General features: G+C 66.2%; 23 protein-coding genes. 8 read left to right on the forward strand and 15 right to left on the reverse strand.

Translation table 11 applies throughout. The features are described 5' to 3' along the window. Positions 1 to 60 precede the first annotated feature (60 nt). The 8 genes from FB478_RS04165 (at position 61) to FB478_RS04200 (ending at position 11,832) form a co-directional block, all read left to right on the forward strand. The gene (locus FB478_RS04165; RefSeq protein WP_056387406.1) at positions 61 to 5,622 is read left to right on the forward strand and encodes a hypothetical protein; all 5,562 of its coding nucleotides are present in this window, start codon (positions 61 to 63) and stop codon (positions 5,620 to 5,622) included. Further along, a complete protein-coding gene (locus FB478_RS04170) occupies positions 5,594 to 7,387 on the forward strand; it encodes a hypothetical protein (RefSeq protein ID WP_142133566.1) in 1,794 nt (597 codons plus the stop codon). Before FB478_RS04165 ends, FB478_RS04170 begins: the two co-directional genes overlap by 29 nt. 30 nt (positions 7,388 to 7,417) lie before the next feature. Beyond that, on the forward strand, positions 7,418 to 7,783 hold the full coding sequence (locus tag FB478_RS04175; protein WP_056387413.1) for a hypothetical protein: 366 nt from the start codon (positions 7,418 to 7,420) through the stop codon (positions 7,781 to 7,783). A 109-nt stretch (positions 7,784 to 7,892) separates the two neighbouring features. Next, positions 7,893 to 8,264: an HU family DNA-binding protein gene (locus tag FB478_RS04180; protein ID WP_056388141.1), complete on the forward strand. Its 372-nt coding sequence runs from the start codon at positions 7,893 to 7,895 to the stop codon at positions 8,262 to 8,264. Between the two features lie 144 nt (positions 8,265 to 8,408). Further along, positions 8,409 to 9,467 (forward strand): hypothetical protein, encoded by a 1,059-nt coding sequence (locus FB478_RS04185; protein ID WP_056387415.1) that lies wholly within the window; start codon positions 8,409 to 8,411, stop codon positions 9,465 to 9,467. Positions 9,468 to 9,578: 111 nt separating this feature from the next. Then, complete coding sequence (locus FB478_RS04190) at positions 9,579 to 9,776, forward strand: hypothetical protein (protein ID WP_056387418.1); 198 nt, start codon at positions 9,579 to 9,581, stop codon at positions 9,774 to 9,776. Positions 9,777 to 10,004: 228 nt separating this feature from the next. Beyond that, the gene (locus FB478_RS04195) at positions 10,005 to 11,024 is read left to right on the forward strand and encodes an ATP-dependent DNA ligase (protein WP_056388143.1); all 1,020 of its coding nucleotides are present in this window, start codon (positions 10,005 to 10,007) and stop codon (positions 11,022 to 11,024) included. A gap of 28 nt (positions 11,025 to 11,052) precedes the next feature. Then, complete coding sequence (locus tag FB478_RS04200) at positions 11,053 to 11,832, forward strand: hypothetical protein (protein ID WP_056387420.1); 780 nt, start codon at positions 11,053 to 11,055, stop codon at positions 11,830 to 11,832. A gap of 70 nt (positions 11,833 to 11,902) precedes the next feature. Here FB478_RS04200 and FB478_RS04205 read toward each other — a convergent pair whose 3' ends face one another. From FB478_RS04205 to FB478_RS04275, 15 genes are all read right to left on the reverse strand, one after another. Continuing rightward, positions 11,903 to 12,145: a hypothetical protein gene (locus tag FB478_RS04205; protein ID WP_142938892.1), complete on the reverse strand. Its 243-nt coding sequence runs from the start codon at positions 12,143 to 12,145 to the stop codon at positions 11,903 to 11,905. Positions 12,146 to 12,156: 11 nt separating this feature from the next. Next, on the reverse strand, positions 12,157 to 12,498 hold the full coding sequence (locus FB478_RS04210) for a hypothetical protein (RefSeq protein WP_142133565.1): 342 nt from the start codon (positions 12,496 to 12,498) through the stop codon (positions 12,157 to 12,159). A gap of 54 nt (positions 12,499 to 12,552) precedes the next feature. Then, a complete protein-coding gene (locus FB478_RS04215) occupies positions 12,553 to 13,059 on the reverse strand; it encodes a hypothetical protein (RefSeq protein WP_056387430.1) in 507 nt (168 codons plus the stop codon). Next, complete coding sequence (locus FB478_RS04220) at positions 13,052 to 13,423, reverse strand: hypothetical protein (protein WP_056387433.1); 372 nt, start codon at positions 13,421 to 13,423, stop codon at positions 13,052 to 13,054. Before FB478_RS04220 ends, FB478_RS04215 begins: the two co-directional genes overlap by 8 nt. A gap of 157 nt (positions 13,424 to 13,580) precedes the next feature. Further along, complete coding sequence (locus FB478_RS04225) at positions 13,581 to 14,075, reverse strand: hypothetical protein (RefSeq protein WP_056387434.1); 495 nt, start codon at positions 14,073 to 14,075, stop codon at positions 13,581 to 13,583. Between the two features lie 28 nt (positions 14,076 to 14,103). Further along, entirely contained in the window at positions 14,104 to 14,388 is a 285-nt protein-coding gene (locus FB478_RS04230) for a hypothetical protein (RefSeq protein WP_056387438.1), read from the reverse strand. Beyond that, complete coding sequence (locus FB478_RS04235; RefSeq protein ID WP_056387441.1) at positions 14,385 to 14,648, reverse strand: hypothetical protein; 264 nt, start codon at positions 14,646 to 14,648, stop codon at positions 14,385 to 14,387. Before FB478_RS04235 ends, FB478_RS04230 begins: the two co-directional genes overlap by 4 nt. Positions 14,649 to 14,650: 2 nt before the next feature. Next, positions 14,651 to 15,352: a hypothetical protein gene (locus tag FB478_RS04240; protein ID WP_056387443.1), complete on the reverse strand. Its 702-nt coding sequence runs from the start codon at positions 15,350 to 15,352 to the stop codon at positions 14,651 to 14,653. 36 nt (positions 15,353 to 15,388) lie between these two features. After that, the gene (locus tag FB478_RS04245; RefSeq protein WP_056387446.1) at positions 15,389 to 16,330 is read right to left on the reverse strand and encodes a hypothetical protein; all 942 of its coding nucleotides are present in this window, start codon (positions 16,328 to 16,330) and stop codon (positions 15,389 to 15,391) included. Positions 16,331 to 16,392: 62 nt separating this feature from the next. Continuing rightward, a complete protein-coding gene (locus tag FB478_RS04250; protein WP_056387450.1) occupies positions 16,393 to 17,013 on the reverse strand; it encodes a hypothetical protein in 621 nt (206 codons plus the stop codon). A gap of 107 nt (positions 17,014 to 17,120) precedes the next feature. Then, a complete protein-coding gene (locus FB478_RS04255; RefSeq protein ID WP_056387452.1) occupies positions 17,121 to 19,910 on the reverse strand; it encodes an AAA family ATPase in 2,790 nt (929 codons plus the stop codon). Between the two features lie 328 nt (positions 19,911 to 20,238). Further along, positions 20,239 to 20,448 carry a hypothetical protein gene (locus FB478_RS04260; RefSeq protein WP_142133563.1) on the reverse strand — a complete coding sequence of 70 codons (210 nt, stop codon included), beginning with the start codon at positions 20,446 to 20,448 and terminating at the stop codon, positions 20,239 to 20,241. A gap of 106 nt (positions 20,449 to 20,554) precedes the next feature. Beyond that, positions 20,555 to 22,498 carry an AAA family ATPase gene (locus FB478_RS04265; RefSeq protein ID WP_144599821.1) on the reverse strand — a complete coding sequence of 648 codons (1,944 nt, stop codon included), beginning with the start codon at positions 22,496 to 22,498 and terminating at the stop codon, positions 20,555 to 20,557. Between the two features lie 147 nt (positions 22,499 to 22,645). Next, a complete protein-coding gene (locus FB478_RS04270) occupies positions 22,646 to 24,337 on the reverse strand; it encodes a hypothetical protein (protein WP_056387459.1) in 1,692 nt (563 codons plus the stop codon). A 103-nt stretch (positions 24,338 to 24,440) separates the two neighbouring features. Beyond that, on the reverse strand, positions 24,441 to 25,685 hold the full coding sequence (locus tag FB478_RS04275; RefSeq protein WP_056387461.1) for an AAA family ATPase: 1,245 nt from the start codon (positions 25,683 to 25,685) through the stop codon (positions 24,441 to 24,443). Between the last annotated feature and the right edge of the window lie 69 nt (positions 25,686 to 25,754).

Below are 25,754 nucleotides of genomic sequence, written 5' to 3' on the forward strand. Positions count from 1 at the left end.
CATCAGCGTATGATCTATACATAGTTATGTCCCCGAGCGTCCACAGGAGGCTGAGTAGCAATGAAGAAGGCACACGGACTGAGGCGGTACTTCTACGAGTACGTCTTCTACAAGGCAGTCGAGCAGGCCCGGGAGCAGAGCGGGGAGATCATTCCGATCTCCCAGGCGAAGGCCATCCGTGCACGGGTCGACCAGATCCTCGGCCAGCGCGGAACCGCCCTGGCTGATCCCGGACTCGGCGTCACCGCGTGTCTGACTGCGATCGACACGGCCTTCTCCGAGCGCGTCCCGGACTACGAGCCGCAGTTCGGCGACCACTCCCCCGCCAACGAGCGCTACCAGACGCTGCAGCGCGAGTTCACCCGTGCCACGGGCGTCGGAGCGGAGATCGACCCGCGTTCGGCGCGGCTGCCGATCAGCCCTTACGACCCGGCCTGGTCCGAGCGCGCGACGGTGAAGCGCGCAGGTACCGAGCTGCTGTACATTCCCGACGAGACGATCGTGAAGAACGCCGGCGGCGAGGTGGAGTCCTTGTCTGAGCCGCGCCGCGGGAACATGACGCTCTGGCGGCTCGACGAGGACAGTAAGCCGTACGAGGCCGGCCGTGCCATGACCAACGACGACGCCGCAGGCCTCACGGCGCTCATGGACAAGATGAGCCGCCAGGAGTACGACCAGGTCCGCGAGTGGGTCATCGACGGCGGACGCGACCCGCAGACCGGCCGCGTTGACCGCAACCGTTTCATGTCCCAGCGGGCGGTGGCACGCTCGGCGGCGTTGCTCGAGGAGCTGAAGTCCCAGGGCGTGGCCTACGAGGTCCTGCGCGACCGTGAGCCCGGACAGATCAAGGCCCGGATCTCCGGGACCGGCATGGAGATCCGTCTCACTGACACGCGCCAGGAGGAGTACGCCGGGGCGCGCATCTACGACAACGGAACGGTGCTGCGCTACAGCACCAATCACCGGGTGCCCGGCGGCATGGCCGTGCCCGCCCCGACTCCCGAGGACGCCGTGCGGCTGCTGCGTTTCGCCCAAGGCCTGCCCATCGAACGCGAGGACCGTCCCGGCACGGTGGTTGGCGTCGTCGGCTCCAGCCACCCCGAGCATGGCCGCGGCCGCTCCCTCATCGACGTGCCGGACAGCTATCACGTCGACCGCGAGAGCATGTTCGTCGTCGCGGACTATGTCGTCCCCGGTGAGAGCGCCCCGCGCCCCGGGTCCAAGGTCATGCTGCGCCGGGATGCCAAGAACCGCTCCCTGCCGACCTTCTTCGTGGACGCAGAGCCGGCCGAGGCCTACGGTCGCGAGGCCGTGGACACCGCGCGGGAGAACCTGCGCGCCGCCCTGGGCGTCGAGGAGCTGATCCTGCGCGCGGAGTCTGAGCTGCAGCGCACCGAGGGCGCGCTCGACGAGATCGAGCCCCCGGAGTATGCCTCTGACCCCGAGGTCGCGGCGATCCAGCGCTCTTACTGGGACGTGCTCACCGGAGCACGCAGCGAGCTGCTGCGTCCGGGCGCGACCGAGGAGATGTACCAGGAGCGCCTGGAGGAGATCGGCGAGCTGCAGGCCGGTGAGCTTCCGGACCTGGGCAACCTCGTCTATGGTGGCACGGCCGCCGACAAGGTCCGTGCGCACGCTGATGACGTTCCGTTCGAGCTGGTCGGCACCTGGGATGCCGAGCCGCACCTGATCGACGGTGAGTGGCTCGACCAGCGCTTCGACCCCGCCCGCGTCGCCAAGTACATGACCAGCCCGACCGGCCAGTGGTCTAACCTGGACAACCTCGCCTCGGCGCTGCGCCGCTGCGGGGTGCCTCCCACCGAGCTCATGGGTACCAGCTTCCAGGCGACCCGCTTCAAGGACCGGATCGTCTCCTTCCATGCGGCCACCGCCGCCCCCATCGCCGAGCATCCCTCGGAGTTCATGCGCCGGATCGGTCAGACCGTCCGGGAGAGCATCGAGCGCAACGCCGCGACGCCGGGTGAGATCCTGGTCGACGCGCAGGGCGTCATCAGCTGGACCGCCGAAAAGCTGCGTCGTGACGGCAAGGCCACGCCGGTCTCCGGTGAGATCGGCCAGGTCTTCGATGTCGGCAGCCATGGGGAGATTGTCACGCGCTTCGCCAGTGGCGAGAACGCGCTGATCGTCCCCGGCTACGAGGCGCGGATCAAGGCCCAGACCCCGGGCGAGGCCCCCAAGTCGGTCGAGGAGCGCACGGTGCTGCGCGGCTACGAACAGCTGATGCACGAGCGCATCCAGTACCAGCTTGCCGGTGACCTCGTCTCCGGCCGCAGCCGGACCGGCGTGCCGGCCTCGCTGAACGCGGTGTACTCGCAGCTCTACGGCACCAAGCACCCGGTTGACTTCATCGAACGGGCCACGACGTATGAGGTCGACCCTGCCACCGGCAAGGCCACCGCACGGCTGGACGAGTGGACGGCCTCGATCCTCGAGACCGAGGCCAAGCGCGTGCGCTACTCCAACGAGATCAAGCAGGGCTCGACGATCTACGCTGAGTACCGCGCCGAACGCGATCGCACCGACCCGGCCGACGACAACGTCTTCGACGCCTGGCGGCTCACCGGTGGACGGAACATGACGGTGCTCACGGGAACCGACCGTAACCATGTGACGGCTCCCGGCGGCTTCTTCGATCCGGTGATGACCGGCGGCGCGACCAACCAGGGCATCGTGCGCTACCTCACCGAGGACGCCGCCGTGCGCCCCGACGGCACGATTGAGCCGGGTGACCCGGAGACCGTGACCGGCTCCCGCGCCCCGCTGATGAGCCGGCCGGAGCTGGAGACGCTGCGCTATGACCCGTTCGACCGCCAGCAGATGACGGCCTCGACGATCATGCAGTCTTCCGAGGTGACGAAGCCGACCGGCACCGCTCTGATGACCTTCGGCGGCTGGACGGCCGACGACCCGATCGTGGTGTCGACGGAGTTCTCCGAGCGGCACCGCATCCGCGGGGCCGGTGGCCAGCTGCGCGACCTCGTCGTGGGCGACAAGATCAGCGATCTGCACGGCAACAAGGGTGTCGTCTCTCTGGTGGTCGACCGCCACATGGACCCGGACGAGGCGCGTGCCCAGGGCCTGGAGCAGGAGGTGGCCTGGTTCAGGGAGAACCCGGGCATCGACGTGGTGATGAGCCCGTTCTCGCTGATCTCCCGCCGCAACGCCGGATCGGCGCGCGAGCTGATGGGTGGTGCCGTGGGCGACATCCGCCGCCCGGCCGTCCAGGGCCCCGATGCCGGGCCGGTCGACGGAGGGTTGGGCGAGATGCGGTTCGTGGTCACCCACATGGCTGTCGACGAGAAGACCAAGATCTACGACGACGAACAGGTGCGCGCCGGCAAGGGGCGCAAGGCCTCCTCGCAGCTGGCCTGGGCGCTGCAGTCCCAGGACTGCCCGGCGATCATGCGCGAGTTCTACGGCCACAACTCCGGTGCCGAGTCGAACCTGCGCGAGTATCTGCTGGTGGCGGGACTGGACATGGAGGCCGACGGCACCCTGCGTGTCGTGGGCCAGGCCGAGAGTGTCGACGAGCGGCCCGAGCGCCGTCTGATCCCGATGCCGGAGCTGATGCGCACGCAGCCGCGCAGCGAAGGCGCGACGCCGGGGCTGAACACCACGGCCATGCGCAAGTCCTTCGGCGACCTGATCGGCGATCGTGGCGGCGACATGGAAATCCCCTTTCCGCTGACCTACCCGACGAGTCAGCTGACCGAGACGGTCAGCGCGACTTCGTGGAAGCTGCCGGTGCTCTCTTCGCACCTGCGCAGCGGCCAGGAGTTCGACGACGGCACGTCCGTCACGCACGACTACACGCGCAGCTATCAGGACGTCTTCGTCGAAGCCTGCCGCTACCGGTACATGGCCGAGCAGCTGGATGACCACGGCCTGTCGCCGGACAAGCGCGCCGAGGTGCGCCGGGGCATGAGCGAGTCTGTCTCGCGGGCCCAGCGTGCCTTCGAGGCGATCACCACGGACGTGCAGAACCGCGTGCTGACCGGCAAGAACAACATCTTCAAGACCGGGCTGATGAGCTCGCGCCTGTCGGACTCGGCCACGATGGTCTGGACCGCCGACCCTCGGCTGGACATCGATCAGATCGCTCTGAGCTCGGTCAAGGCCGAGCAGCTGGGCCTGGCCGAAGGCGATCACGCGCTGGTCTGGCGCGACCCGGTCCTGCGCGACGCCGGCGTGCGCTACATGCGCGTGGCGATCGACGACCGGCTCACCGGCGCGGCGATCAACCCGGTGATGGACCAGTGCTTCGACGGCGACTTCGACGGTGACGCGGTCGCCGTCGTGAGGCTGCACAGCGAAGCCGCCAAGGCCGAGGCGATGGCCAGGCTCTCGGTCGGAGCGAACCTCCTGGACACCGGCGTGGTGAAGGCCGACGGCTCGCACCCGCTGGCCATGCAGGTCTCGCTGGACACCCAGGTGGCAATGTCCAAGAGCCCGGAGCTGGCGGAGAGCCTTGAGAGTGCCGTCAGGGAGGCGAACCGCCTGCGGTTCGTCAGCGATCCGCACGAGGTTGCCGCCGGCCACGAGGTCCTCGTCGAGGAGCTCAGCGATCTCTATCGCTCAGCACAGCGCGGCGAGTTCGGCTCGGCGCTGACCTTCAGCAGCCGCGAGGCGCACCTGCAGAGCGTGCGTGAAGTCTGCGTCGAGACCGGGGCCAAGGGCAGCGAGAAAAAGCTCGCGGACTACTCCCGCAACCTCGGCGACGAGCAGGGCACGCCGGGCATCACGCAGGAGGACCAGGAGGCCTCGATGTTCGCCACGGCGATCAAGGCCCACGGCACGGGACTGGGTGGCTCGTTCTCCCAGCGTGCGGTGCGCGCCCTGCGTGGCGCTGACCTGAAGGCGGTGCTTGAGGTGACCTATCCGGTGACCCAGTCGATCCTGCAGGCCAAGCACGACGCTGCGGAGGCACGGCACAAGTACGAGATGCTGCAGGGTCCCGGGCGCGATCTGTGGCGCGGCCGCAAGCTCGAGCACCCCGGCCCCGGCCAGTGGCGTCCCGAGTTCGCCGACGGCGAGGCTGTCCAGGCCACGGCCGAGGAGTGGGAGGCCCAGTTCGTCGAGTTCTACGAGGCCAAGGACGGGTTCAACGTTTCGGTCAACCCGGACTGCGTCGCCCGTGTGGCCCGCGCGCTGGAGGACCCGAAGTCGGGCCTGGTGCGCAACCTCGAGGAGGACCCGTCCCTGGCGGGCACGGTGATGGACCGTATGGCCTACGGCGGCGACTTCGAGGCGCTGGTGCAGGTCGCGAAGAACCGCGAGAGCGTCTTCGACGGCGAGAAGAACGAGCAGTTCGCCTCAGCGGGCACCCGCCGTGCCCGGGCCGCGGCGGCGCGCGAGCTCGACGCGTTCGCGGCGCACGGCCTCGACGGGCTGGACGGCCTGGACTCCGCGGAGGCCGCGGTGGATGCCTCGGTCCTCAAGCGTGACGTGCTCGCGCAGACCGGGGACGGGGCCGCCAGGGCGCGCGGTGCCAGCCGGCGCTCGGCACACGCCGTCGGCGTGGGCGGCCGTCGCCCGGCCTGGACGCCGAGCTACGAGACCGGGCAGCAGCAGAATGACGACGACTATGGACTGGGAGGCTGACATGACACAGGACACGGAGCAGGAAATGGGTCCGGGCGGCAGGGGCCGGGGGCGCAAGGCACTGCCTGTCGACCCCTTGGGCCACGTCCATCCTGTGTACGGGATGGACGCCGGGGAGGAGGACATCATCGACGCGGAGATTGTCGACGAGCCGGACACGCAGGCCGGACACGACACCTCACGCGGGCAGCGCGAGCGGCTGCGCGACCGTGCCCGCGGCTTCTTCGGGGCCACGACGCGGGAGCGGACCGAGGAGCGGGAGCGCCAGCGTGCACGCGACCAGGAGCGCGCTGCGGCCGACGATGACGGCCTCGACGACCGGGAGCGGCTGCTGAAGCTCCGGGCGGAGACGCGGCTGGCGGGCGAGGCGTACATGCAGACGCTGCGCGATTCGAAGCTGCTCGTGCCCGGCTTCAACGACGGGGAGCGCACGAAGGAGTTCGACGCGATGCACGCGGTCTACATGCAGATGATGATGCAGGGCTGCCTGCGTCCGCTCACCCGCGGCGTGAACCCGAACTCGGTCATCCAGGCCGCCGGCATGATGATGGCAATGCGGATGCTCGCTCCTGACTTCAGGAAGGAGATGGACTCCTACCTGCAGCCGTTCAAGGACAAGGTCCAGGACCGGATCGACGCGAAGACCCGGCACATCGGCGAGAGGGCCGAGCGCCAGGCGGCCCTGGTCGGAGATCTGTTCGGGGGCGCGCCGGAGGCGCAGGAGGCCTCCGGCGACGACGGCGACGACGGCGGGAAGCAGTCCGGGAAGTCGGGCGGGCGGTGGGGCACCAGCAGGGACGACTTCCTTTCCCGGCGCTGGCGTACCCGCCTGGAGGACCTGGAGCGCCGCGAGCGGGGCAACCGTGAGTTGTTTACTCCCGAGTCGGCGGCCATGACCGAGGTCGCACTCATGGAGAACGCCTTCTGGAAGATGCGTGACCCCGAGCAGGACGCGAAGCAGATCAACGCCAGCTACAAGGCCCTGCGCAAGCGCCTGCGCCAGCAGATGGAGGACGACGGGCTCGACCGTGCCGAGGTGGTCAAGCGCGCCCGGACGATCATCGGCGAGCGGATGGAGTCCGAGCCGGAGCTGCGCCTGATGTTCAACGGCGTCGCGCACGGCCGCATCGTCAAGGCCCCGCCGCACGAGGCCCGCCTCGCGGGCACCGACAGGGTACGCGAGGTCTGGACCGGGGAGTTCGACGACCACCTGGGCCGGCGGATCCCCGACGAGGGCATGTTCACGCTGCGCCTGCCGATGGAGCCGGACGAGCACCAGGTGCAGCTGGCGGAAACCATGAAGGCGGCGATGCTGGACGGCGTCCAGCGTGGCGACGGACAGGCCCTCGGCGGCAGTGTCATGGGCTACATGATCGGTTTCGCGGCCAAGAAGCAGGGCCTGGACACCCGCGGGCTGCCCGAGGACCTCCAGCAGCGCCTCGACCAGTCCGAGAGCATGCTCGCAAGCATGGAGATCGATGGTCTCTCGGACGAGGAGCAGCAGCGTGTCTACTCGAACGCCTACGTGGACGCCATCGAGGAGCTGAACAAGGAGGACCCGGATTTTGAGCACGAGCTCAAGCTGGCCCTCGGCGAGGACTGGCAGGACACGATGCGGGCCGCGGTCGACGATCCCGCTACTTTCCTGGCGGCGCAGCGCACGCGGCCCCAGCCCTTCCGACAGGGGCCCGGCCCCTCGGCCCGGCCGGGGCCGGAGGGCCAGTGGAGCCGCGACCGCGGAGCCGAGGACTACCAGCCGGCATAGTCCGGAAACGAACGAGAAGGAGACAGGACCATGAGCGACGACCAGCAGGTAGAGCAGCAGGAGCGGTACGGTTCCCGGCTCGCCCAGATGTTCGGGTACGTCACGTCCGAGGACCGCGGTCGCTGGGAGCAGCAGCGTGCGCAGAACAAGAAGAACGTCAACGTAACCAAGCAGGGTGCGAAGTCCTCCGTGAGCTCGATGATGGAGTTCGGCGACAAGAACATCAACGCCAAGCTCAACGCGGCCCACCGGATCGCCGACCAGCAGCGGTTCGACGAGTCCCACGACAAGATCGTCAGCACACGGCGCGATCCGAAGACTCGGTCGATTATTGAGTCAGTTGACTACGAGTACAAGGACGACCGCCAGTCCATTGATCCGGATTTCGAGCTTTAGTTGAATGAATACCGACAGGTCTGTGGATCGCTTTTCGACAGGCCTGTCGGATAAACTGGTTTTCAAGCAGGAAGCGGACGACGAGGGATGATAGGACAAAGGTGTGGGCATGAAGACGACGGTTCATCCGCGGATCAGCAAGCGTGGATTCATCTCGAAGGTGGCCGGCCGCAGCGGACAGCCGATAAGGGTGGTGAGTGAGGTGTACGAGTCGCTCATCGCGGAGCTCACCGACGCCGTGCGCCGTGGAGACACCGTCGTGCTCACCGGCTTTGGCCGCTTCGCCCGGCAGACGCACAAAGGCCACAAGGTCCGGTTCGGCAAGAAGGACGTGGATGACTACTCGGTGCTGAAGTTCTCAGCGTCACGCAGCATCAATCGACGGCTCGATCCGGACACTGACCTGGGCGGCCAGGAGACCTTGAGGCTGATCGATGAATTTGACGAGGCTGAGGAGGTCCTTGCCCGGGTGGCGGGATAGACGACGGGCAGCTGCTGACAGAAAAAAAGAAGAACCCCGGCGATGCGGAAGCATCACCGGGGTTCTTCTGTCCGTAAGGGGCTGCAGGTGCCAAGACCGGTCCCTGTGCACGGCGCATCGTCAGGGGTCGCTTATGATCGCTCGGTGATCTCGTCTGAATTCCTCACCTGTACCTCCCATGTGCCATTGCTCCAGTCAGTGGTGCAATGCGATCCATTCAGTGTGATTGTCAGGTCGGCGGAAAAGGACTGGGACCCGAGCACTTTGTTGTCCGCCCTCAGCCAGGCGTCGGCCGTTCTGGTCGCCATCATTGGTGGTTTCCTGGTCAGCCGGCTTGTCGCGATCTCCAGCGAACGCGAGGGTATCAGGAGGTTAGTGGAAGCAGCCACCGGCCGTATTCAGCACATTGAGTCGGACCTGGACCAGGCCCATCAGACGCGATTGAACAGGGCAAAGAGCTATCTCTACGAAGAAGCAGTGGAGAAAATACTCGAAGATCCGGCTTTGGATCTCGACTCCTTGATCCAAGGCCGCTTGCTAGGGGGAACGGCAGTGGATGAGCTCAAACCGTATGCGCTTTCGCTTCGGCAACGCGTGCAGGACGCGGTGAAGGCTATCAACGGGAAGCTCAGGAAGGGTGACACCAAGGCGTTGGAGCTTGAAGCTCTTGTCGAGCGGGGTCTGGTGATTGCTGACGCCGATCAGGATATTTACGAACAGGCCTTCAAGCATCGGCGACGCAGCCTTCCCTCTCCGGCGGGTCTGGCGATGTTTGGACCGAGCAGCTATGCGGATTTATCTTCGGTACTTCGACCGGGGATCATTTCAGATGCGGCACACGCGGCAAGCCTGCGACGGCAGGACGAGGAAATCAAGGCTGAGGCAGATCTGCGGACGCAACTCCGGGCGGCTGTGGCCGAGCGGGACCGCTTGGATGAAGAGCTGGCCCGCGTCGGCAAGCCTGTGGGTGTGGCTGCGGCCATGTGGATGCTGGGCCTCCTCTCGCTGGGAATCCTCGTACCGTTGATCATGATGGCCTTTGAGCCCAAGGGCCTGGACGTCGTGTCCAAGATTCTGCTGCTTGGCAGCTTTGTCATCGGACTGGTGGCGATTCTTTGGTATGTCGGTTGGTTCTGGCTAAAGATCGGCAAAGACAAAACACAAGCCACGCCAGGAAGGTCCTCGGAAGCCCCGCCCCGGTAAAGGCCAGTAGTCACGCAATCTTGATGGCCGCCTTTGCCGACGTTTTGCCGTTGCATTGCGAACCTCGGCGGCAATGCTCCAGGCAGCCGTTTCCGCAGTTCCGTTGGCCGGATGCACGAGAACACCGTGTGGGCCCGTGAGGCTTTCACCTGTACGGGTGCTGGCGTGCACGCAGTACCTGCGCTGGTTGTGCACGGTGTAGGTGAGTTCCAACTCCAGTTCGACATCCCAGATGTGCTGCTGGTCCCGCAGAGCTTTCCTTGTCGCCGCCAGGAACATCAGGGCCGCGGCATCTTCAATCTGCTGTGAGGTGGGTTCCTTGTAGCGCCGGCCACCGGCAGTCCCGGCAGACCCAGCGGGGTTTGTAACAGCTTCAGTGGACATGACGACTCCTGTTTCGAATGTGGTTGGTTTCCCTGATCGAAGAAGGACCCGGTCACAGCTTTGCTGTGACGCTTCCCGGTGCTTGGTGCTGTATCCAGCCGGGAGGAAGCCTTGTTTCCACCCCTGCTTCGCTGGGCTTACGCTGTGCCCACGATGTTCGAAGGTTTGCCGGCCGCCCTGCATCCTCCTGTTGCCCTTGCTTTGGCCAAGGCCGTGGAGTCGATACCACGCGGTGACGCACTGTCCGGCGGCTCAGTCTTTGAGATGAAGTTCGACGGTTTCCGGGCAGTGTGCCTGGTCGGTTCGGATGGGGCGTGGCTCTACAGCAGACAGGGCAAGGATCTGAGCAGGTACTTTCCGGACGTGTTGGCTTCCGTGCGTGAGCAGATCCCTCCGGGCTGTGTTGTCGATGGCGAAGTTGTGGTGTGGTCCGAAGGGCGGCTGGATTTCGATGCGCTGCAGATGCGCCTGGTGAGCTCAAAGGCGGCTCTTGCGGAGCTCGTGATGAAAAGCCCTGCCTCGCTGATCGCCTTCGACGTCCTGGCAGTGGCGGGGCAGGATACCCGCGGGCTTCAATTCCGGGACCGCCGGGCTCTGCTCGAGGAGCTGGCGCGCGGGTGGGTTCCGCCACTGCATCTGTCACCGGTGACCAGCGACCAGGCCCTGGCGGCCACGTGGTTCAGTGACATGACCGCCACGGGCGTGGAAGGAATTGTGATCAAGGGTGAAGGGCAGACGTACGAGCCCCGGCGAATCTGGCTGAAGGTCAAGAGCAGAAGCGCCCTTGATGTGGTTCTTGCGGCGGTCATAGGTCCCATGGCGCACCCGCGGGCAGCGGTGGTGGGTTTGCCGGTACACGGACGGCTGCGGATTGTCGGCCGGTCCACGTCCTTGACGGCTCGTGCGGGAAGGGATCTGGCCACATATCTTCGTCCTCCCCGGGGAAGGCATCCATGGCCGGAGGAAATCAGCGAACGGGTGCTGGACCGCTTCACCAAGGAGGGCGGCACCACTCGCTTGACTTTGGTGGAGCCGTTGGTGGTTGAAGTCTCGGCCGACATAGCCTGGTCGGGTCAGGCATTCCGGCATTCAGTCCGCCTCATGCGGGTCAGGCCTGAGTTGTCGCCGACGGAAGTATCCCTCCCGGAAGGCTTCCAGCGTGCCTGGCGATAAAGAATGTAGCCATGTGAAGAATGGAGTCATGCGACGAGAAGATGAACCTGAAGAGTTCGAGATTGCCGACTCGTATTTTCAGGAGCTGAGGACCTGGCTGGGCTTCCGGGATTCCCACGAGGCATGGATCCCGGAAGCCGGAAGCCGTCTGGCGCAGGACGATGGGCTCATCAAACCCCACCAGGCGTCGCACAACATCGCCAATGCGGTAGTCAGCGCGATCGATCATTTGCACGCGCTGGACAGCATCATGCTTGGTGCCGGAGCATCACATACTCTTGCCCCGTTCTCGCTGGTCAGGGCAGCCATTGAGTGCGCCGCACAGGCCGCCTGGATTTCAGCGCCAGAAGAACAGGCGACCAGGATAGTTCGTTCGCTGTCTCTGTCGCTGAAGGTAGCCAAAGACCGCGAGACTGCGTACAGCGAACTGGCACGTCGCCATCCGAATCTTCAGGGAACGCTTCCGGACTTCGACAGCGACAAGGCGCAACTGCAGGCTATTCTCGATGCCTCCGGGGCCGCTGGAAAGTTGATTCTCCCCAGCAGCACGCACATACTCACGCAGGTCCGCGACCTGGTGCCCAGGACGTCCGCCTTGTCCGTATGGCAGCTGTGCTCGGGTTTTGCCCACGGCAGGCGCTGGGCCGCGGATGCCGTGCTGAAGCCGGCGCAGTCAACTTCTCTGCCGGATGATGTCATCGCCAAGGAAAACCGGCCGACCATGAGGCTGCTTGTCTGGGCCCTTACCCCGGCTATGGATTTGATCCGGTACAGCCTCGAGCGGCATTCCGAGCTGTCGCGGGCCTAAGCAGCCAATTTGTACCCGCTGAAGCAAGAATCGGCGGCCGGAGCGGGTACTGCAAAAGATGCCGCGCGACTCAGTTATCCGCGATGGCGAAGATCACGACAATGATGATGATCGGGATGAGCAGCACGCCCGCGCCGGCGGCGAGGTGCTCCCAGCTGAACGGCGAGTTGAGGAAGGCGATGAAGCCATCCCACAGGCTACGGACGGAGCCCACGGCCCAGGCGAAGAAGCCGGTAGCCCAGCCGATGACGGCGGTGACCGAGACTCCGCTGAGCGCGCACAGCCCCACGATCGTTCTGGTGTTCCTGAGCATGGCCAGTCCCCTCATTTCCGGTCCTCGAACAGCAGGTAGTAGAGCCCGATGTGCGGGATGACGAGCACGGCGAAGGCCAGCCAGGCCCGCTTCGGATCCTCGATCACCCATGTGATCCCCTCTTTGACGGGTTCGGCGTACGCGAGCACCGGCGCAAGAACATCGGTGCGGAAGACCACATGGAAGATGCCGTAGGCCATTCCCAGGGCGATCGCCAGGGCAAGGCTCCGGCGGATTGTCAGCTGCGCCCGCGGGCTCATCCCCCGGCGTGGTTCCGCGACTGCCGGATCCCAGGTCTGGTGGTCCGTGTCGTAGTCGTGCATCACTTCATCCCGTCTCCATCGAATCATCATTCATGTCCATTCTATGAGAAAGGCTGAATGACGAACAGAAACGAGGCCCAATGGTCAGTCGAACTCGAGGTCTGCACCGACTGGTGCGGGTGTGTCGAGCCCCCTGCCCGCCTGCGGGGCATGATTCTTCGCCGCGGATGCGCGGCGCTGGGCGGCGAGCTGGTCGAGGGTGACCCCGACGGGCCGCCCGAGGCGCTGGCCGGCTGTCCGGTAGACCTCGCTGTCGCGGCGTGCGCCGATGGCGACGATCTCGCGCCGGGTGATGCCGCCGGGCGGCTCGGGCCTGACGTCGCGTGAGACGATGCGCAGCGGCGGCTTCTCATGGGGGTCCGCACCGACGTAGGTTGTGTCGCAGTCGGAGAGGTCGGCAAAGCGGGAGTCGTAGTCCAGCGGCTTAGTCGGGTGGCGGCGGCCGTTGAGCCGGTGGAGCATGACGATGGTGGCCTCAAGGAGCGCCTCGTCCCGGCTGTGCGGATTCTTCAGGGCGCGCTGGTTGAGCCGTTCGATGTCCTGGCGGGCCCCGGGGCTGAGATGGACCTTGATCCGCAGCCCCTCAGTCATCGTCGAGCACCTTGCGGATCATTGACCGGGCAGGCTCGCCCAGCTCATCGCCGAGCTCATCGAGGGTCAGGCCGGGCTCCTCGGAGGCGTCGGAGGCACGGATGCGGCGGGAGAGCTCGGCCTGGAAGGCAGTCTCGTCGGCATGGACCCGCCGGAGCAGGTCGACGAAGTCGGCGAACGGGATTACGGCGGCCTCGGGGACGTTCCCGTCACCGAAGATCAGGGGCTCGGCATCCCCGGCGCGGAAGCGCTCGAGCAGGGTGCCCAGGTCGGCGGCGGTAATCTTCTGGGTCGGGGCGACGTTCACGGAGAACTTCGGCAGGGAGCCCTCGCGCGGGGCCTGGGGGGTCTTGTCGTCAGTCATGGTTCCAGTCTATTCGTGGTCGACTGGGATGCCAGTGCCTCATATCCCACCATTCCTGATGGACACTGAGTCGCTGGGGAATGGCGTAGCGGGGCAGTTGAAGAGAAGCAGGCCCGCGCCCTGCGGCCCACTGCGGGTCGAGGGCGCGGGCCATGCATCAGAACTCGCCCGAGCCGGGCTGGACGTCGAACACCGGCACGCCGAGGGCCTGCCAGGCGCGGATCACCCTGGGCCGGTCATCCAGCGCGAGCCGGACGTCCCACCGCCCGCGGATGAAGGCCTCGTAGATCTCGGGCTTGACGATGTCGTCCGGCCGGCGGTCGCCCTGTCCGCGCATGAACAGAGGGCAGCTGGCGGTCCACTCCCCCACATGTTCGATGAGCCAGGCGTAGGTCGCGCGGCCGACGTCCCAGCCGTTGTCGTCCAGGACCGGCCTGCCGGAGCAGAACACGATCTCAAGTCCGGCAGCGTACAGGGCGCGCACGGTTTCGATCACTGGCGGGTTGGGCAGGTCCCAGGGGACGAGCCGGTACTCGTGGTGTCCCCTGATGAAGCGTCCGTCGGGAAGTGTGTGCGTGGCGACTGTCCCGTCGATGTCGACGATCACGGCCGGCGAGAGGACCGCGGTCGTGGCAGTGCTGATTTCTGTCATGGTGGGTCCCTCCTTCCGGGCGGTGAGGCTATTCAGTGGACGGACGCTCGGCCTCGACGTCGAGCGGGACGATCGTCCCGAAAAGTCCTGCAGCATGCTGTGGCCCGTGCGGGACTGCCAGCGGGTCGGGACCATCGGGCATGACCCCGGACTCTCCGCATGTGGGACACGTCCATGTCCAGGTGACAGGCGCGTGCACGACGCGCCTGTCGATGATCATCCAGTCGAAGCGGTCAACCCAGTCCTCGCGGCCGAGAGGCTGGCAGAGATCGGCGTCGAAGAGGGCATCGGGCACTGGTGTCCGGCTGCTCATCGCACTCCTTCTTCGGCCGGTGCGGGACCGGGCTGGGCCACCCAGTACTCCCCGAGGGGCTGGATGGTCCCGTCTTCATGGCCATGGCAGGTCAGTTCGAGAGAGCCGGCCCATTCGTGGGGACCCTGGGTGATCGCGGTGCCAGCCGGCACCTGCAGCGGAGCGTGGTCGTGGCCGTGGTAGTCGCGGCAGGCCGACTCGTCGTCGTTCGCGAGCTTGAGGGCGCAGCACGCGCAGAGGATGAAAACACCACTGGCCAAGGTCAGTCCCCGCCTTCCTGGTTGTCGTACTGGCTGACATAGCCGATGAGAAAGTTGTCGTCGACCGGATCGAAGCCGTGCTGCTCCGTGAACTCCGCGTGGTACTCGGCAGGGTCCCGGTCTCCCGGGTGCGGCCGGACGGAGCCGATCGCGTTGGCGATCCACTCCAGTTCGTCGGCACCGGACCACTCCGGCTTGGTGCCGAGGCCGAGGGCATTGGCGTCGACGATGTCGGTGTCGGTCACAGGTCCGGGGTTGCCGTTGGTCCGGGACAGCGGCCTGCGGCAGTCGGGGATGAATCCCATGGCAAGCAGGACGGTCACCGGCAGGTGGTGGGCGTGCCAGATCGCGTCGGCGGCGTCGGTGGGGGAATCGCCCGAGGAGAGTCCGCCGGAGAGGTACAGCCGGTAGCCGGCGACCTCGATGGTGTCCGTCTCGCTGGAGTCCAGCACCTCTTCGAGCTCGTCGATGATCCTGCGGCCGACGCGCTTGATGACCTCCGGGGTCGGCTCGCCCTCGGCGTCCAGGTGCATGTCGGGGTCGAAGTCCTCGACCAGCTCCTCGAGCTGGGACTCGGGGTCGTCGAACCGGAACGATTCAGGGTCCGCGGTCTCCTCGACCATCAGGCGGCCGCGTTCGAAGTCGATCGGCTTGGTGCGGTTGGCCGGGACGGCGATGGCCGCGGTGAGCATATCGGCGCTCATGGGTTCTCCTTGGGTCGGGATGTGGGTGGGGTCGGCTCAGGCGGCGGATTGCTGTGTCTTCGCGGCGGCGTGCTCGCGGTAGAGGCGCACAGCCAGGTCGACGCAGTAGCAGGTGAACAGGAAGTGGATGTCCCAGTCGCGCAGGTCCCACTCCCAGGTGTCGGAGCCGACGGTGTCCTCGTGCTCAGCCAGCCATTTGTGGGCCTCCGACTCGCTGTCGGCGTGCCAGCGGGCGTCTTCGATGATTTCCATGCGCCGCTCGGCAGGGGAATGTCGTGGGACCTCGATGTCGGCGATCTCCATCCAGTTGTGTTCCTCTGTGAGCCGGTCGAACTTCTCGTCGGGGATGCCGTCGGTGCTCCAGAGGGCAGCACGCGCCGCAGCGGCCGCGTTCCGGCGCTCGTGGTTCAGCACGGTGTCGGTGGCCGCTCGGTGCTCCTGGGCGGTCCAGTGGGCCTCGAAGAGCGCCAACTGTGCGTCCCCGTCAAGGCCGCGCAGTTCGTGCAGGCGCGCCAGCAGCGCCAACTGCTGATGGTGGACCTCCTGGGCCTCGGTGCCGAGTCCCTCGCTTTCTTCGAGGTGCTCCCGCACCAGCTGGATGAAGAGATCCGGGTCGTACTGCTTTACTTCGCGGGAGCGGCCGCCGCAGAGCTTCTCGGCCCAGTAGCGGAAGTCGATGCTTGGCGCACCGTCGGAGTAGTAGCCCTCGCTCTTGCCGGCCGACGCGAAGAACCCGATCATGTCTGGTTCTCGGGTGAACATGTAGCCGTCGGCGATGTCGCCGCTGGTGGCCAGGTGGCCGGGCCAGGTGGTGACGTCCCAGGACCACATGCGGGTCCCTGGGGCCTGGATCCTGAAGTGGCGGTAGAGATCCTCGTCGTGCAGAACGACGAGGACGTGCTCCCGGGTCTGGGCGAGAAAGTCGGCGTACGTACGGGCGTACGGGTTCTCGGGCTTGACGGTGTCAGGTGCGGACATGGCGGGTCCCTTCCGGGTCTGCTGGTCAGGGTTGTGGTCGGGGCCGTCCGCTCGGGCGGTGCTCAGAGGATCGGCAGTGGCCGGCCGGAGGGCTTGTAGTGGCCGTCGGCCTCGTCGAGCACGGCCTCGGTGAGGAGCACGGTGGCGGGCATGAGGAACGCACCCACGAGCGCGGCGAGGCGCTGCTCGTCGGCCAGCACCCGCTCGGGGATGCTGCCGCGGGAGCTGAAGAACATGTCGGCACGCTCGATGAGGCTGGCCCGGCGGGCCTCTCTGGAGGTGAAGTGCTCGGCGATGGTCTGTCCGGGGCCGTACTCGGTGATCACCGAATAGAGCGCGGCGGGAACCTCGGTCTTCTTGCGGGTTGTGCTCACGTAGACCTGGACGCCCCATCGGCGGCAGAGCTTGGCGATGGCGTTGACCACGCTGTCCGGGGCGCTCTCCCACTGCCCGGAGCTGGACTGGTACAGCTCGTGCACTTCGTTCGCGGCGGAGGCGTCGATTGCGCCCAGGACGACGTCCGAGGCGGTCAGCAGCTGCGCGCACATGCGCAGCCGGAATGCTGGCGAGGGGTAGTGGTTGTGGAAGACGATCCGGTCGTCGTGGCAGATGACCAGGTCGTAGGCACTGTCGGGGCCCGGCACGAGCTCCTCTGAGCCGGCCTGGATTCCAGTGGCGGTCATGGCGTGCTCCTTCGAAGCTGCATTGGCTGTGTTTATAGGATGGGAAGCAGGAGGCGCGGGCGCTCCGACCTCTCGTGGAGGTGGAGCGCCCGCGCCGGTGCCGTCGGTCAGACGGCTTCTGCGACCTGCTGCTGGTCGCCGGCGGTACCGGCGTCCTCGTCGTCGACCAGAAGGGTCGGGTCGATGCCCGCAGCGCGCTGCGCGTTCTTCTCGTCACGCTCGGTGAGGGCGTTGACGATCTGTTCGTAGCTGCTCTGGATCGGCGGGTTCTTCGCCGTGCCGTAGGAGAGCACGTACTGGCTCTTCATGGCGCGCGTGAACGCGACGTAGAACATCCGCTTGGTGTCCTGGGTCATCTTCGCGTCCTCCTTGTAGAGGACGACGACGTTGTCGAACTCGAGGCCTTTGGCACCGTGGATCGTCGAGACGACGAGGTCGGCCTTGGACTCGAGGTTCTTCCGCTTGCGCTCCTGGTTCTTCTGCTTGTTCACGTTCAGCTTCTGCTGGTTGCGCGTGATCTCGAAGGACAGGAGGTTGTCGCGGAGCCGGTCGAAGAACACGTTCGCAGGCAGGCTGCCCTGGTTGCACAGGGCCACCCAGCCGTTGATCGCGGCGCTGTTCTCGACCCACCACTCGGAGATGGTGCGCAGGATTGCCTTCTCGACGTTGACGTTTCCGGCATTCTTCGTCAGCTTGCCCATGTTGTCCTTGATCCCCTGGGAGACCACGAACGAGGCGTTGGCCGGCTGCACCTGCAGGACGTCGTTCCAGAAGAACTTGATGTACTTCGAGAAGATGTCCGTGGCGTAGACGCGGTCGCTGACGAGCGAGGCCACGTGCTTATTCGGGTAGGCCTTCTCGAGCACTTCCTGGATCAGCGCCACCTCACGGCGGGCGTAGGCCAGGAAGGCCACCTGCTCGCCGCGGTCCAGGCAGGCTTGAACGTACTCCGGGATCACCGTGTTGCGCACGAGCGGCTGCAGGTCTTTGGCGATGAAGCCGGTCAGGCGGGCCACCTCGTGGTAGTTGAGGGTGACCTTCTCCTGGAAGGAGTCGACCGTGGGCACCGCCAGCGAGTTGGCCTGCAGCTGGATGTTGGCGAACTGGTTGGTCTCCAGACCGCCAAGCACGACGTTCGCGAAGTCGAGAATCTCCTGGTTGCTCCGGTAATTCGTCGTGAGCCGGAAGGTCGCGAAGACCCCCGAGCCCTCCAGCGTGTTGAGCGCCCTCGGGTTGGCCGAGCGGAACTCGTACAGCGTCTGGCTGGCGTCGCCGACGATGAACAGCGACTGGGCGTGCTTGGTGATGTACTTCAGCACGTAGATGAACTCGAAGACCGAGTTGTCCTGGACCTCGTCGATGATCAGGTACTTGCTCTGCACGTGGGCAGGCTCGGACATGTCATCGATCTTCTGGTAGCAGATGATGATCTGCAGCTCCAGCGAGGTCTGCTCGATGCGGTCGAGCAGCGCGATCACCTCGTCGAAGTGGTTCTCGACGAAGGTGTTCAGGGCCGTGAACGCGCCGGTCTTGTTCTGGTCGACCTCCAGCAGGCGGTGTCGGAACGTCGCCGCGAACTGGCTGTTCGGGTAGAAGATGTCGATCGAGTTGATGATCGTGTCGATGGCCGAGACCTTGTGGGTCGGGTGGTTCATCGAATAGATGTCGATGATCATCTTGGCGATCGTCATCGAGCCGACGTTCGGGTTCTTCTCCGTGATGTTGTCGGCCGCGGCGTTGGTGAACGACAGGACGGTGATGTCGCTGGCGGGCACCCCGCAGGTCTCGAGGTACTTGATGCGCTCGAGGATCACGGTCGACTTGCCTGTGCCCGCGCCTGCCTGCGTCATCACGAGCGGCTCGTGCGTGCTGAGCGCGTCGAGCTGCTGCTTGGACAGGTGCGGCGGGAAGACCGGGGCCGTGGCCGGCTGGGGCGGCGTGATGAGCTGGCCCTTCATGCGCTCCAGGTGGTCGAGGGTGTGGTTCATCAGCAGGCTGAGGTTCTGCTTGGACAGCTTCGCCGCGATCGGCGCGGAGAACGTGGTGTCCAGCTGCTGGTGGATCCGGCGGTAGGCCTCCAGCGGGACGTTGTAGTTCTCCAGGTAGCGCAGCTGCACCGCGAGCATGTTCAGCTGCTCCTCGGTGGGGCTGGCCGGCATGTCCTGCACGTACTGGCAGACGGTGTCCGAGATGGCCTCGGAGTCCCAGATCTGGGCCAGGCGCGTGATGCGCTCGTAGATCGGGTACTCGTCCATCCAGTCGGCGAGCTTGTCGAGGTTGGTGGCACTCAACCCTGCGGCCGAGAGCACATCCTCGATGACGTCGCGGGCATTCTCTGCGGGGCTGGTGTCCCACTGCAGGAACACCGCCGCGTCGTGGTTACCGTAGCCGATGGAGCGGGATACCGATACGGCACGCTCGGGCTCGGCCAAGCCCTGCTTGAGGAAGTAGAGCTCCAGGCGGTACTGGATCACCAGGTCACGGCGGATCTTGTCGCCGGACTTGTCCTCGTACACGGTCAGGGCCTGGGGGGTCATGTCGAAGTGCACGTCCCAGGAGTTGGTCGGCGTGGCGATGTCGAGCTCGAAGCGGTCATCGACATGCGGTACCGGCAGCGTGAACGACCCGCCCGAGAGCAGGGAGCGGCGCGTGATCGGGGCCAGCGGCACCAGCGCGGTGGTGATGTCGTGGTGGGTCGAGCTCTGCTTGACCTCGATGTCGCGGTCAACCGCGTAGGCGGTGTTGGTCGCAGTGTTGATCGGCCGCAGGCTCTCATTGAGCAGGCCGGTCTTCTTGCCGGACCCGGTCAGGCGCGAGGAGAAGAACTTCGGGTCGACGGTCTTCTGGGCAGCGACGGCGGCTGCGGAAAGGTCGATGTCGTCAAGCAGAATAGGCATGGTGTCGTCTTTCTTCGAACGAATCAGTAGGCGGGTCGAGAGGGTTTGTCGAATGGAAGCCGCATAGACCATGCTCACAGGAGACGAATGGTCAGTCGAATGCTCGTAGACGAGCGCTTGGGTCACGGGCGCGGGCATGAGAGCGGGAGGGCTCGCCTCTGGCGACGAGCCCTCCCGCGCTCCTCTCAACCCACCCGTCAGGGGCCGTGAGGCCCCTGAATCCGGGCGCGGCGGCGTCAGCCCCGCGGACCCGGACACCGCGCACTACCCATGCGCGCGGCGGTCAATCGCAGGCTCACCTCTTGGGTAGGCCCGGCGGGAAGCACCTTCAGTCGGCGTTCCAGGGATTGGCCTTGGTGACGGACCCGGAGGGGTCCACCTCGACAAGGCCGAGCATGAGTGCGAGATCACGGCAGTCGGCCGCGTCCGCCGAGTGGGCGGAGACCAGCAGCAGTGCGTCGCCGCAGATCTGCTCGCTCCTGTCTTCGGGCTGTGCCGAACGGACTGTGCCGACGGCGGTGGTGGTCGTGGTGGTCATGGCAGTGACGTCCTTCTTCCTGTGTTCGAACGCGGTGCGCGCACGCACGAGCGCCCCCACCCCAGGTATCCGGGACAGGGGCGCTCGAACGCAGTGTGGTGCCGGATCAATCGACGGCCAGCGGCTCCGGCTCGTCGGAGACGGCGGCTGCGGGTGGGATGAACGCAGTCGACGCAGCCGACGCAGCCTGGGCGGCGAGCAGCCGGTCCTCGATCCACACGCGCACGGCCTTGCCGGCCGGACGCGCACCCTGGGAGTCGACGTAGGTTTCCTCGGCGACGGCACGCAGCTCGTCGTCGGGGATCGACGCGGGCAGCGTCTGGCCCAGGCGGGGCCTGGCGTCCAGGATCCGTTCGCGCTGGCGGCTGTACTCCGCCGCGAGGATTTCCCGGTAGGCCTGCTCGTCGACCGGGTTGAAACCCACGACGAGTGAGAACCGCCCGAGCAGCTCTGCGTCGAAGAACTGAGCCAGCTCCTTGGTCAGGGACCGGTGGGAGACCGCCGGCGGGGCCGAGCCGAAGCCGACCGGCTTGCGGTTCAGGGCTTCCCGCGCGGCGTTGGTCGTGCAGATCACCAGCGCCTTGGAGAAGTCCAGCACCTTGCCGTGGGCGTTGCGGATGTAGCCCTCGTCGAAGGCCGAGAGGAATAGCCGCTGCACGGCTTTGTCCGCCTTCTCGAACTCGTCGAGCAGGATCACCCGGTGGGGGTTGGACTCGAGCGTGTCGAACGGCAGCTCGCGGTTGGAGTCCGAGCCCACGTAGCCGGGAGGTGCCCCGACGATCTTCGCGGTGTCCGAGGGAGTGTGGAACTCCGTCATGTTCAGAATGATCGGCTCGGTGCCGGTCATCTGCTCCGCAATGATCTTCGCGGTCTCGGTCTTGCCCACGCCCGAGGCTCCGGCGAGCATCCAGGTTGTCGGGGTCGACGTCGGGAACAGGTCCAGCTCCTTGCGGGCCAGGCGGTCCACGAGCTTCTCGAGCACGTCGTCCTGTCCGCGCAGGCGGCCCAGCAGGGTCGCCCGGAGGGTTGCGACGTCGAAATCCGGACGCTGGGCGTTTCCGGTCATCAGACGCTTGGCCACGTCCAGGACGCGTTTGGTAGTCAGCGGTACCTGCGGGATCGACCGCAGGGTGTTCACGAGTGCCGTGTCTCCGGCTGCCTCGGCCTGGACGATGAGCTTCTTCTGCTCCAGCACACGGTCGGCCATCGCCCGGTCCAGCAGCGTGATGGCGCTGTCGGGGCGGTGCTGCCCGGCACGGGAGTTCTCCTCCGCGATCCGGACCGTCTCCGCCAGGACATCGTCGGAAACCGCGATCTGGTGGCGGTAGTGCGCCACCAGGCCCGGACGGACACTGCCGAGCACCGTGAGGGTTTGCTCGACGGTCAGTTCGTCGACGATGAGCGGGGTGAAGCGCCGCGCGAAGGCAGGGTCGTCGTCGAAGGCCCGGGACTCCGTGGAGGTGGTGGCACCGATGACGCGCATGTCGCCGCGGGCCAGGGCAGGTTTGAGCACCTGCGAGACCTTTCGCAGCACCGAGTCGGTGTGGGAGGTGGATCCACCGGTGATTTGGTGGATCTCGTCCATGAACAGGATGACCTTGTTCTTGGGGTCTGAGGCGAAGTCGATGACGGCCTGGACCTTCTCCTCCAGCTGCCCGACGATGCCGGAGCCGGCGACGAGGTTGGTGATGGGCAGCTCGTAGACGGTGAAGCCCTTGAGCTGGTCGGGGATGAGGGTGTCGCCCAGGGCGATCCGGCGGGCGATGTCCTCGACGATCCGGGTCTTACCAACGCCGGCGGAGCCCTTCAGGAGCACGTTCGGCTTGTTCCGGCTGATCAGGACGGAGAGGACCTGCTCGATGAGCGCGTCGCGGAACATCGTCGGGTCGGCGTTCTTGAACTTCTCGTTGTAGTCGACGAGGAGCTCCTTGACGGCGTCGTCGGACTGGCCGCCCTGGCTGGGGATGCCGCCCATGGGCGGGAAGCTCGGAGGCGTGCCGCCGCTGTTCGTGTCGTCGTCGGAGCCCGACGTGAAGTTGTTGAGGCCCATCGCGGGTCCCTCCTTCGGTGGGGTTCGCCGGGCGGCGCGCTGGGTGGGCGCGCCGGGATGCCCGGCAGGGTTACGGGTAGGTCTGAGGGAGGAGGAGACGCCGGCCGGTTCGGCCGGTCGGCGTCTCCCCTGTGGCCGGGAGCAGGATCAGAGGACCATGCCCAGCAGCTTCTGCCGGATGCTCGGGTCGATGTGCTGCATGCCGTTCGCGTACGCCTCGGCGGAACGGACCATGTACTTCCAGTCCATGGCCGAGCACGGGGCGTAGTAGAGGTTCGGCGGGTGCTCCTCGCGTCTCGAGGGCGGAGACCACTCGAAGTCGGTGATCATCAGCGACAGCCGGCGCTTGCGCACCGGGGAGGCGTTGATGTAGTCCCACACCTGCTTGAACTCGGTGCCGCCGGTGACCTTGGGCACCTTCCGGAACTCCTGCCAGATCTGCCGCGTCGACTTGTTCTCGACCTTCAGCAGCGTCTCCTGGGAGAGCATGTGGCTGAAGGAGTTGAAGTACAGGTTGACGTTGAGCTTCTTGGCGATCCGGATGAGCATCAGCACCGCCTCCTGGTAGTTCTCCTCGGAGATCGACCCGGAGGTGTCGATGAAGACGTGCAGGTCGGGCATGTACTGCACCGAGGTGATCCGGCCCGGCTTGTTGAAGTCGTCCGGGTTGCGGCGGTTGGCCTTGAGGAAGGTCGTCTTCGTCGTCCGGTAGACGTTCTGGGACTTGTTGACCTTGCCCATGCGCTTGAGCACCCGGGTGATGTCCTTGAACAGGTCCAGCTTCGTGGGCGGGGCCTTGCGGAACTTCACCTGGGCCGAGCGCGAGCCCGGCTGTCCCGGCTGCTGCCGTGCGCCCATGGCAGCGGCCCTGGCAGCTGCTCGCGGGAGCGAGGTCAGCTTGGACAGCGCGGCGTTGGAGACGACTTTCACGGGTGAGGCGAGGGACTGGTTGATGAGGTTCCACTCCCCCGTTACCTTTGCGGCGGTGGCGCGGGCGTGGGCCTCGACGTTGACCAGGACCAGCGACCGCGGGCAGAACAGCTCCCCGACGGTAAACGGCATGATGCCGGTGTCGAGGGCGGCCGCGCCTGTTGAGGCGGCCTTGCGCTGCTGGTCGACGTAAGTCATCAGCATGCGGATGACCAGCCGGGCGAAAGAGAACTCGTCGTTGCCGTCGGAGTCGTCCTTGCGCAGCAGCAGCGATTCGGTCAGCCCCTTGAGCGAGAGGTTCGCGAAGTCGTTCAGCAGCCGGAGGGTGTCCGCCGGCATCGCGTTCGCGCCGGCCATCGTCTGCACCTGCTGGTTCAGCCAGATCTTGAAGCCGTCGAACGCGGCAGAGGACTGGAACCAGAACCCGAGGGTATTCGGGTGGTAGGTGTAGGCGACGGAGGCGAAGAAGGCGCTCTCGTCGGCGGAGCCTGCGAGCAGGCCCTTGGCCGCGGGGATGACATCGTTCTGGGCTGAGTAAAGGACCCGGGCTGACGGCGCGGGCCACTTGTTCTGCTGCCCGGCCTGGACAGCGAACAGTTCGCCCACCGGCAGGGGCGTGCCCTGGTCATAGCTGACCATGGTCTGCCCGAGCAGCGCCTTGGCGTTCTTCTCGGCGGCCGGGTCCATCGTCTCGCCGAGGCAGCGCATGACGATGTCCAGGACGTCGCCGGTGATGTCGTGGCCCGAGCCGTCGACGATGCTCGCCGGAGCGCTGGGGTTCAGCGGCTCCAGCAGCGGGTCGACCAGGACCTTCTGGATGGCCGGCATGGGGTCGTAGTCGCCCGTGCACGAGATCGTGTGCAGGGCGTCGAGCACCGCCGGCTTCTGGTTCGTGACGGTGATCGTCATCGTGGTCTCCTAATGCGGTCTGAGGCGACGGGTGTCGTGGGATGGCGGGGGACGCTCCGGAACGGAGCCGGTGGCGTCCCCCGCCGCCCGGTGCCGGGTCGGCTCAGAGGAAGGCCGACAGGGACGGCTTGACCGCGGCCACGATCGGCGAGTCGACCTCGAGGAAGGCCTCCAGGTTCTGCCGGTCGAACTGCCCGGTGGTCACCAGCTCGAACAGGGTGCGCGTGTGCTCCGGCTCAATCTGGACGGCGGCCTGCGCCAGCTGCTCGATGAGGCGCGAGTTGTCATCCTTCTCCTTCATCGCGTAGAGCAGCGAGCCGGAGACCTCGTTCTGGGTCAGGCCCGAGATCTGCGCGGCGAGGTCGGTGACCGTGCCCGCGGACTTGAGGGTCGCGTAGCAGTTCGGCTTTGGCACGTTGACTCGGTTGTGTGCCGGGCCGCCCGAGTTCGATGCGAGGTCTTCGGCGATGACCGCCACGAGCTGGGTGGTGAACATGGTGTCGCCGGTGAAGGCCTCGATCGCCTCGTTGAGCAGCGAGGTGTCGCGGCCGCCGATCTGGACCGGGGTCGCCAGGTGGCTTGCCAGCTCCTGGCGGTCGACGCGGTTCAGCCACCGGGAGAGGTGGTCGATGGTGCGCGGCGTGGTGAGCTGGTTCATCTCCTCGCCGCCGTCGAACAGCTCGGCCATGGTGACGTTGCCGTCGTCATCGTCGTCATCGCGGCCGTCGGCCACGATGGAGTTCGGCGTCGACTTCTGGAAGATGAGTCCGGGGTGCTGGGTGAGGACTTTCTTCACCCAGGGGTTGAGCGCGTCACCGAGGACGGACATGAGGGTCGTCGCATCGGGCTCGACGTGGAAGATCGCGAAGCGCGACAGCGAGGCCTCGTCGAGAGTCGTGACGTTACCCTTGTCGTTGCCCGCCACGATGAGGCGCACGTTCTCCGGCAGTTCGATGTGGCCCATGCGCCGCAGGGTCACCAGGGTGAGCGCGCCGGAGGTCACGTCCGAGGTCGTGCGGTTGATCTCGTCGAGGAAGAGGATCGGCCACTCGCGCGGGTTCTCCAGCGCGTAGTCGATGCACTCCTGAATGACCTGGTGCGGGTAAAAGACCTGCTTGTAGGACTGTGTCCCGTCGGTCTTCTCGTAGGGCACCAGGCGCGCGCCGGTGAGGTCGGCCTTGTCGGCGAGCTGGTTGCAGGGCAGGACGAAGGCTTTGGTGCCCATCGAGTAGGCGAGAGCCTCGACGAAGGAGGACTTGCCGATACCGGGCTCGCCCATGAGCGCGGGCGTGGCCCCGACCTCGAGGGACTGCTGGATCAGAGTCGTCAGGGTGTCGTTGAACTTCATGGGAATGTCTTTCTGGTCGTGGGTGAGCTGTGAGCAGGTGAGACGGGAGACGGACCCACGGCAGGGCTG

This window comes from Arthrobacter sp. AG367, from assembly GCF_007828995.1.
Taxonomy (GTDB): domain Bacteria; phylum Actinomycetota; class Actinomycetes; order Actinomycetales; family Micrococcaceae; genus Arthrobacter.

Excerpts from the sequence above, each read along its gene's own strand:
- FB478_RS04165 (WP_056387406.1), top strand. The coding sequence starts at position 61 with ATGAAGAAGGCACACGGACTGAGGCGGTACTTCTACGAGTACGTCTTC.
- FB478_RS04170 (WP_142133566.1), top strand. The coding sequence starts at position 5,594 with ATGACGACGACTATGGACTGGGAGGCTGACATGACACAGGACACGGAG.
- FB478_RS04175 (WP_056387413.1), top strand. The coding sequence starts at position 7,418 with ATGAGCGACGACCAGCAGGTAGAGCAGCAGGAGCGGTACGGTTCCCGG.
- FB478_RS04180 (WP_056388141.1), top strand. The coding sequence starts at position 7,893 with ATGAAGACGACGGTTCATCCGCGGATCAGCAAGCGTGGATTCATCTCG.
- FB478_RS04190 (WP_056387418.1), top strand. The coding sequence starts at position 9,579 with ATGCACGAGAACACCGTGTGGGCCCGTGAGGCTTTCACCTGTACGGGT.
- FB478_RS04195 (WP_056388143.1), top strand. The coding sequence starts at position 10,005 with ATGTTCGAAGGTTTGCCGGCCGCCCTGCATCCTCCTGTTGCCCTTGCT.
- FB478_RS04200 (WP_056387420.1), top strand. The coding sequence starts at position 11,053 with ATGCGACGAGAAGATGAACCTGAAGAGTTCGAGATTGCCGACTCGTAT.
- FB478_RS04205 (WP_142938892.1), bottom strand. The coding sequence starts at position 12,145 with ATGCTCAGGAACACCAGAACGATCGTGGGGCTGTGCGCGCTCAGCGGA.
- FB478_RS04210 (WP_142133565.1), bottom strand. The coding sequence starts at position 12,498 with ATGATGATTCGATGGAGACGGGATGAAGTGATGCACGACTACGACACG.
- FB478_RS04215 (WP_056387430.1), bottom strand. The coding sequence starts at position 13,059 with ATGACTGAGGGGCTGCGGATCAAGGTCCATCTCAGCCCCGGGGCCCGC.
- FB478_RS04220 (WP_056387433.1), bottom strand. The coding sequence starts at position 13,423 with ATGACTGACGACAAGACCCCCCAGGCCCCGCGCGAGGGCTCCCTGCCG.
- FB478_RS04225 (WP_056387434.1), bottom strand. The coding sequence starts at position 14,075 with ATGACAGAAATCAGCACTGCCACGACCGCGGTCCTCTCGCCGGCCGTG.
- FB478_RS04230 (WP_056387438.1), bottom strand. The coding sequence starts at position 14,388 with ATGAGCAGCCGGACACCAGTGCCCGATGCCCTCTTCGACGCCGATCTC.
- FB478_RS04240 (WP_056387443.1), bottom strand. The coding sequence starts at position 15,352 with ATGAGCGCCGATATGCTCACCGCGGCCATCGCCGTCCCGGCCAACCGC.
- FB478_RS04245 (WP_056387446.1), bottom strand. The coding sequence starts at position 16,330 with ATGTCCGCACCTGACACCGTCAAGCCCGAGAACCCGTACGCCCGTACG.
- FB478_RS04250 (WP_056387450.1), bottom strand. The coding sequence starts at position 17,013 with ATGACCGCCACTGGAATCCAGGCCGGCTCAGAGGAGCTCGTGCCGGGC.
- FB478_RS04255 (WP_056387452.1), bottom strand. The coding sequence starts at position 19,910 with ATGCCTATTCTGCTTGACGACATCGACCTTTCCGCAGCCGCCGTCGCT.
- FB478_RS04260 (WP_142133563.1), bottom strand. The coding sequence starts at position 20,448 with ATGACCACCACGACCACCACCGCCGTCGGCACAGTCCGTTCGGCACAG.
- FB478_RS04265 (WP_144599821.1), bottom strand. The coding sequence starts at position 22,498 with ATGGGCCTCAACAACTTCACGTCGGGCTCCGACGACGACACGAACAGC.
- FB478_RS04270 (WP_056387459.1), bottom strand. The coding sequence starts at position 24,337 with ATGACGATCACCGTCACGAACCAGAAGCCGGCGGTGCTCGACGCCCTG.
- FB478_RS04275 (WP_056387461.1), bottom strand. The coding sequence starts at position 25,685 with ATGAAGTTCAACGACACCCTGACGACTCTGATCCAGCAGTCCCTCGAG.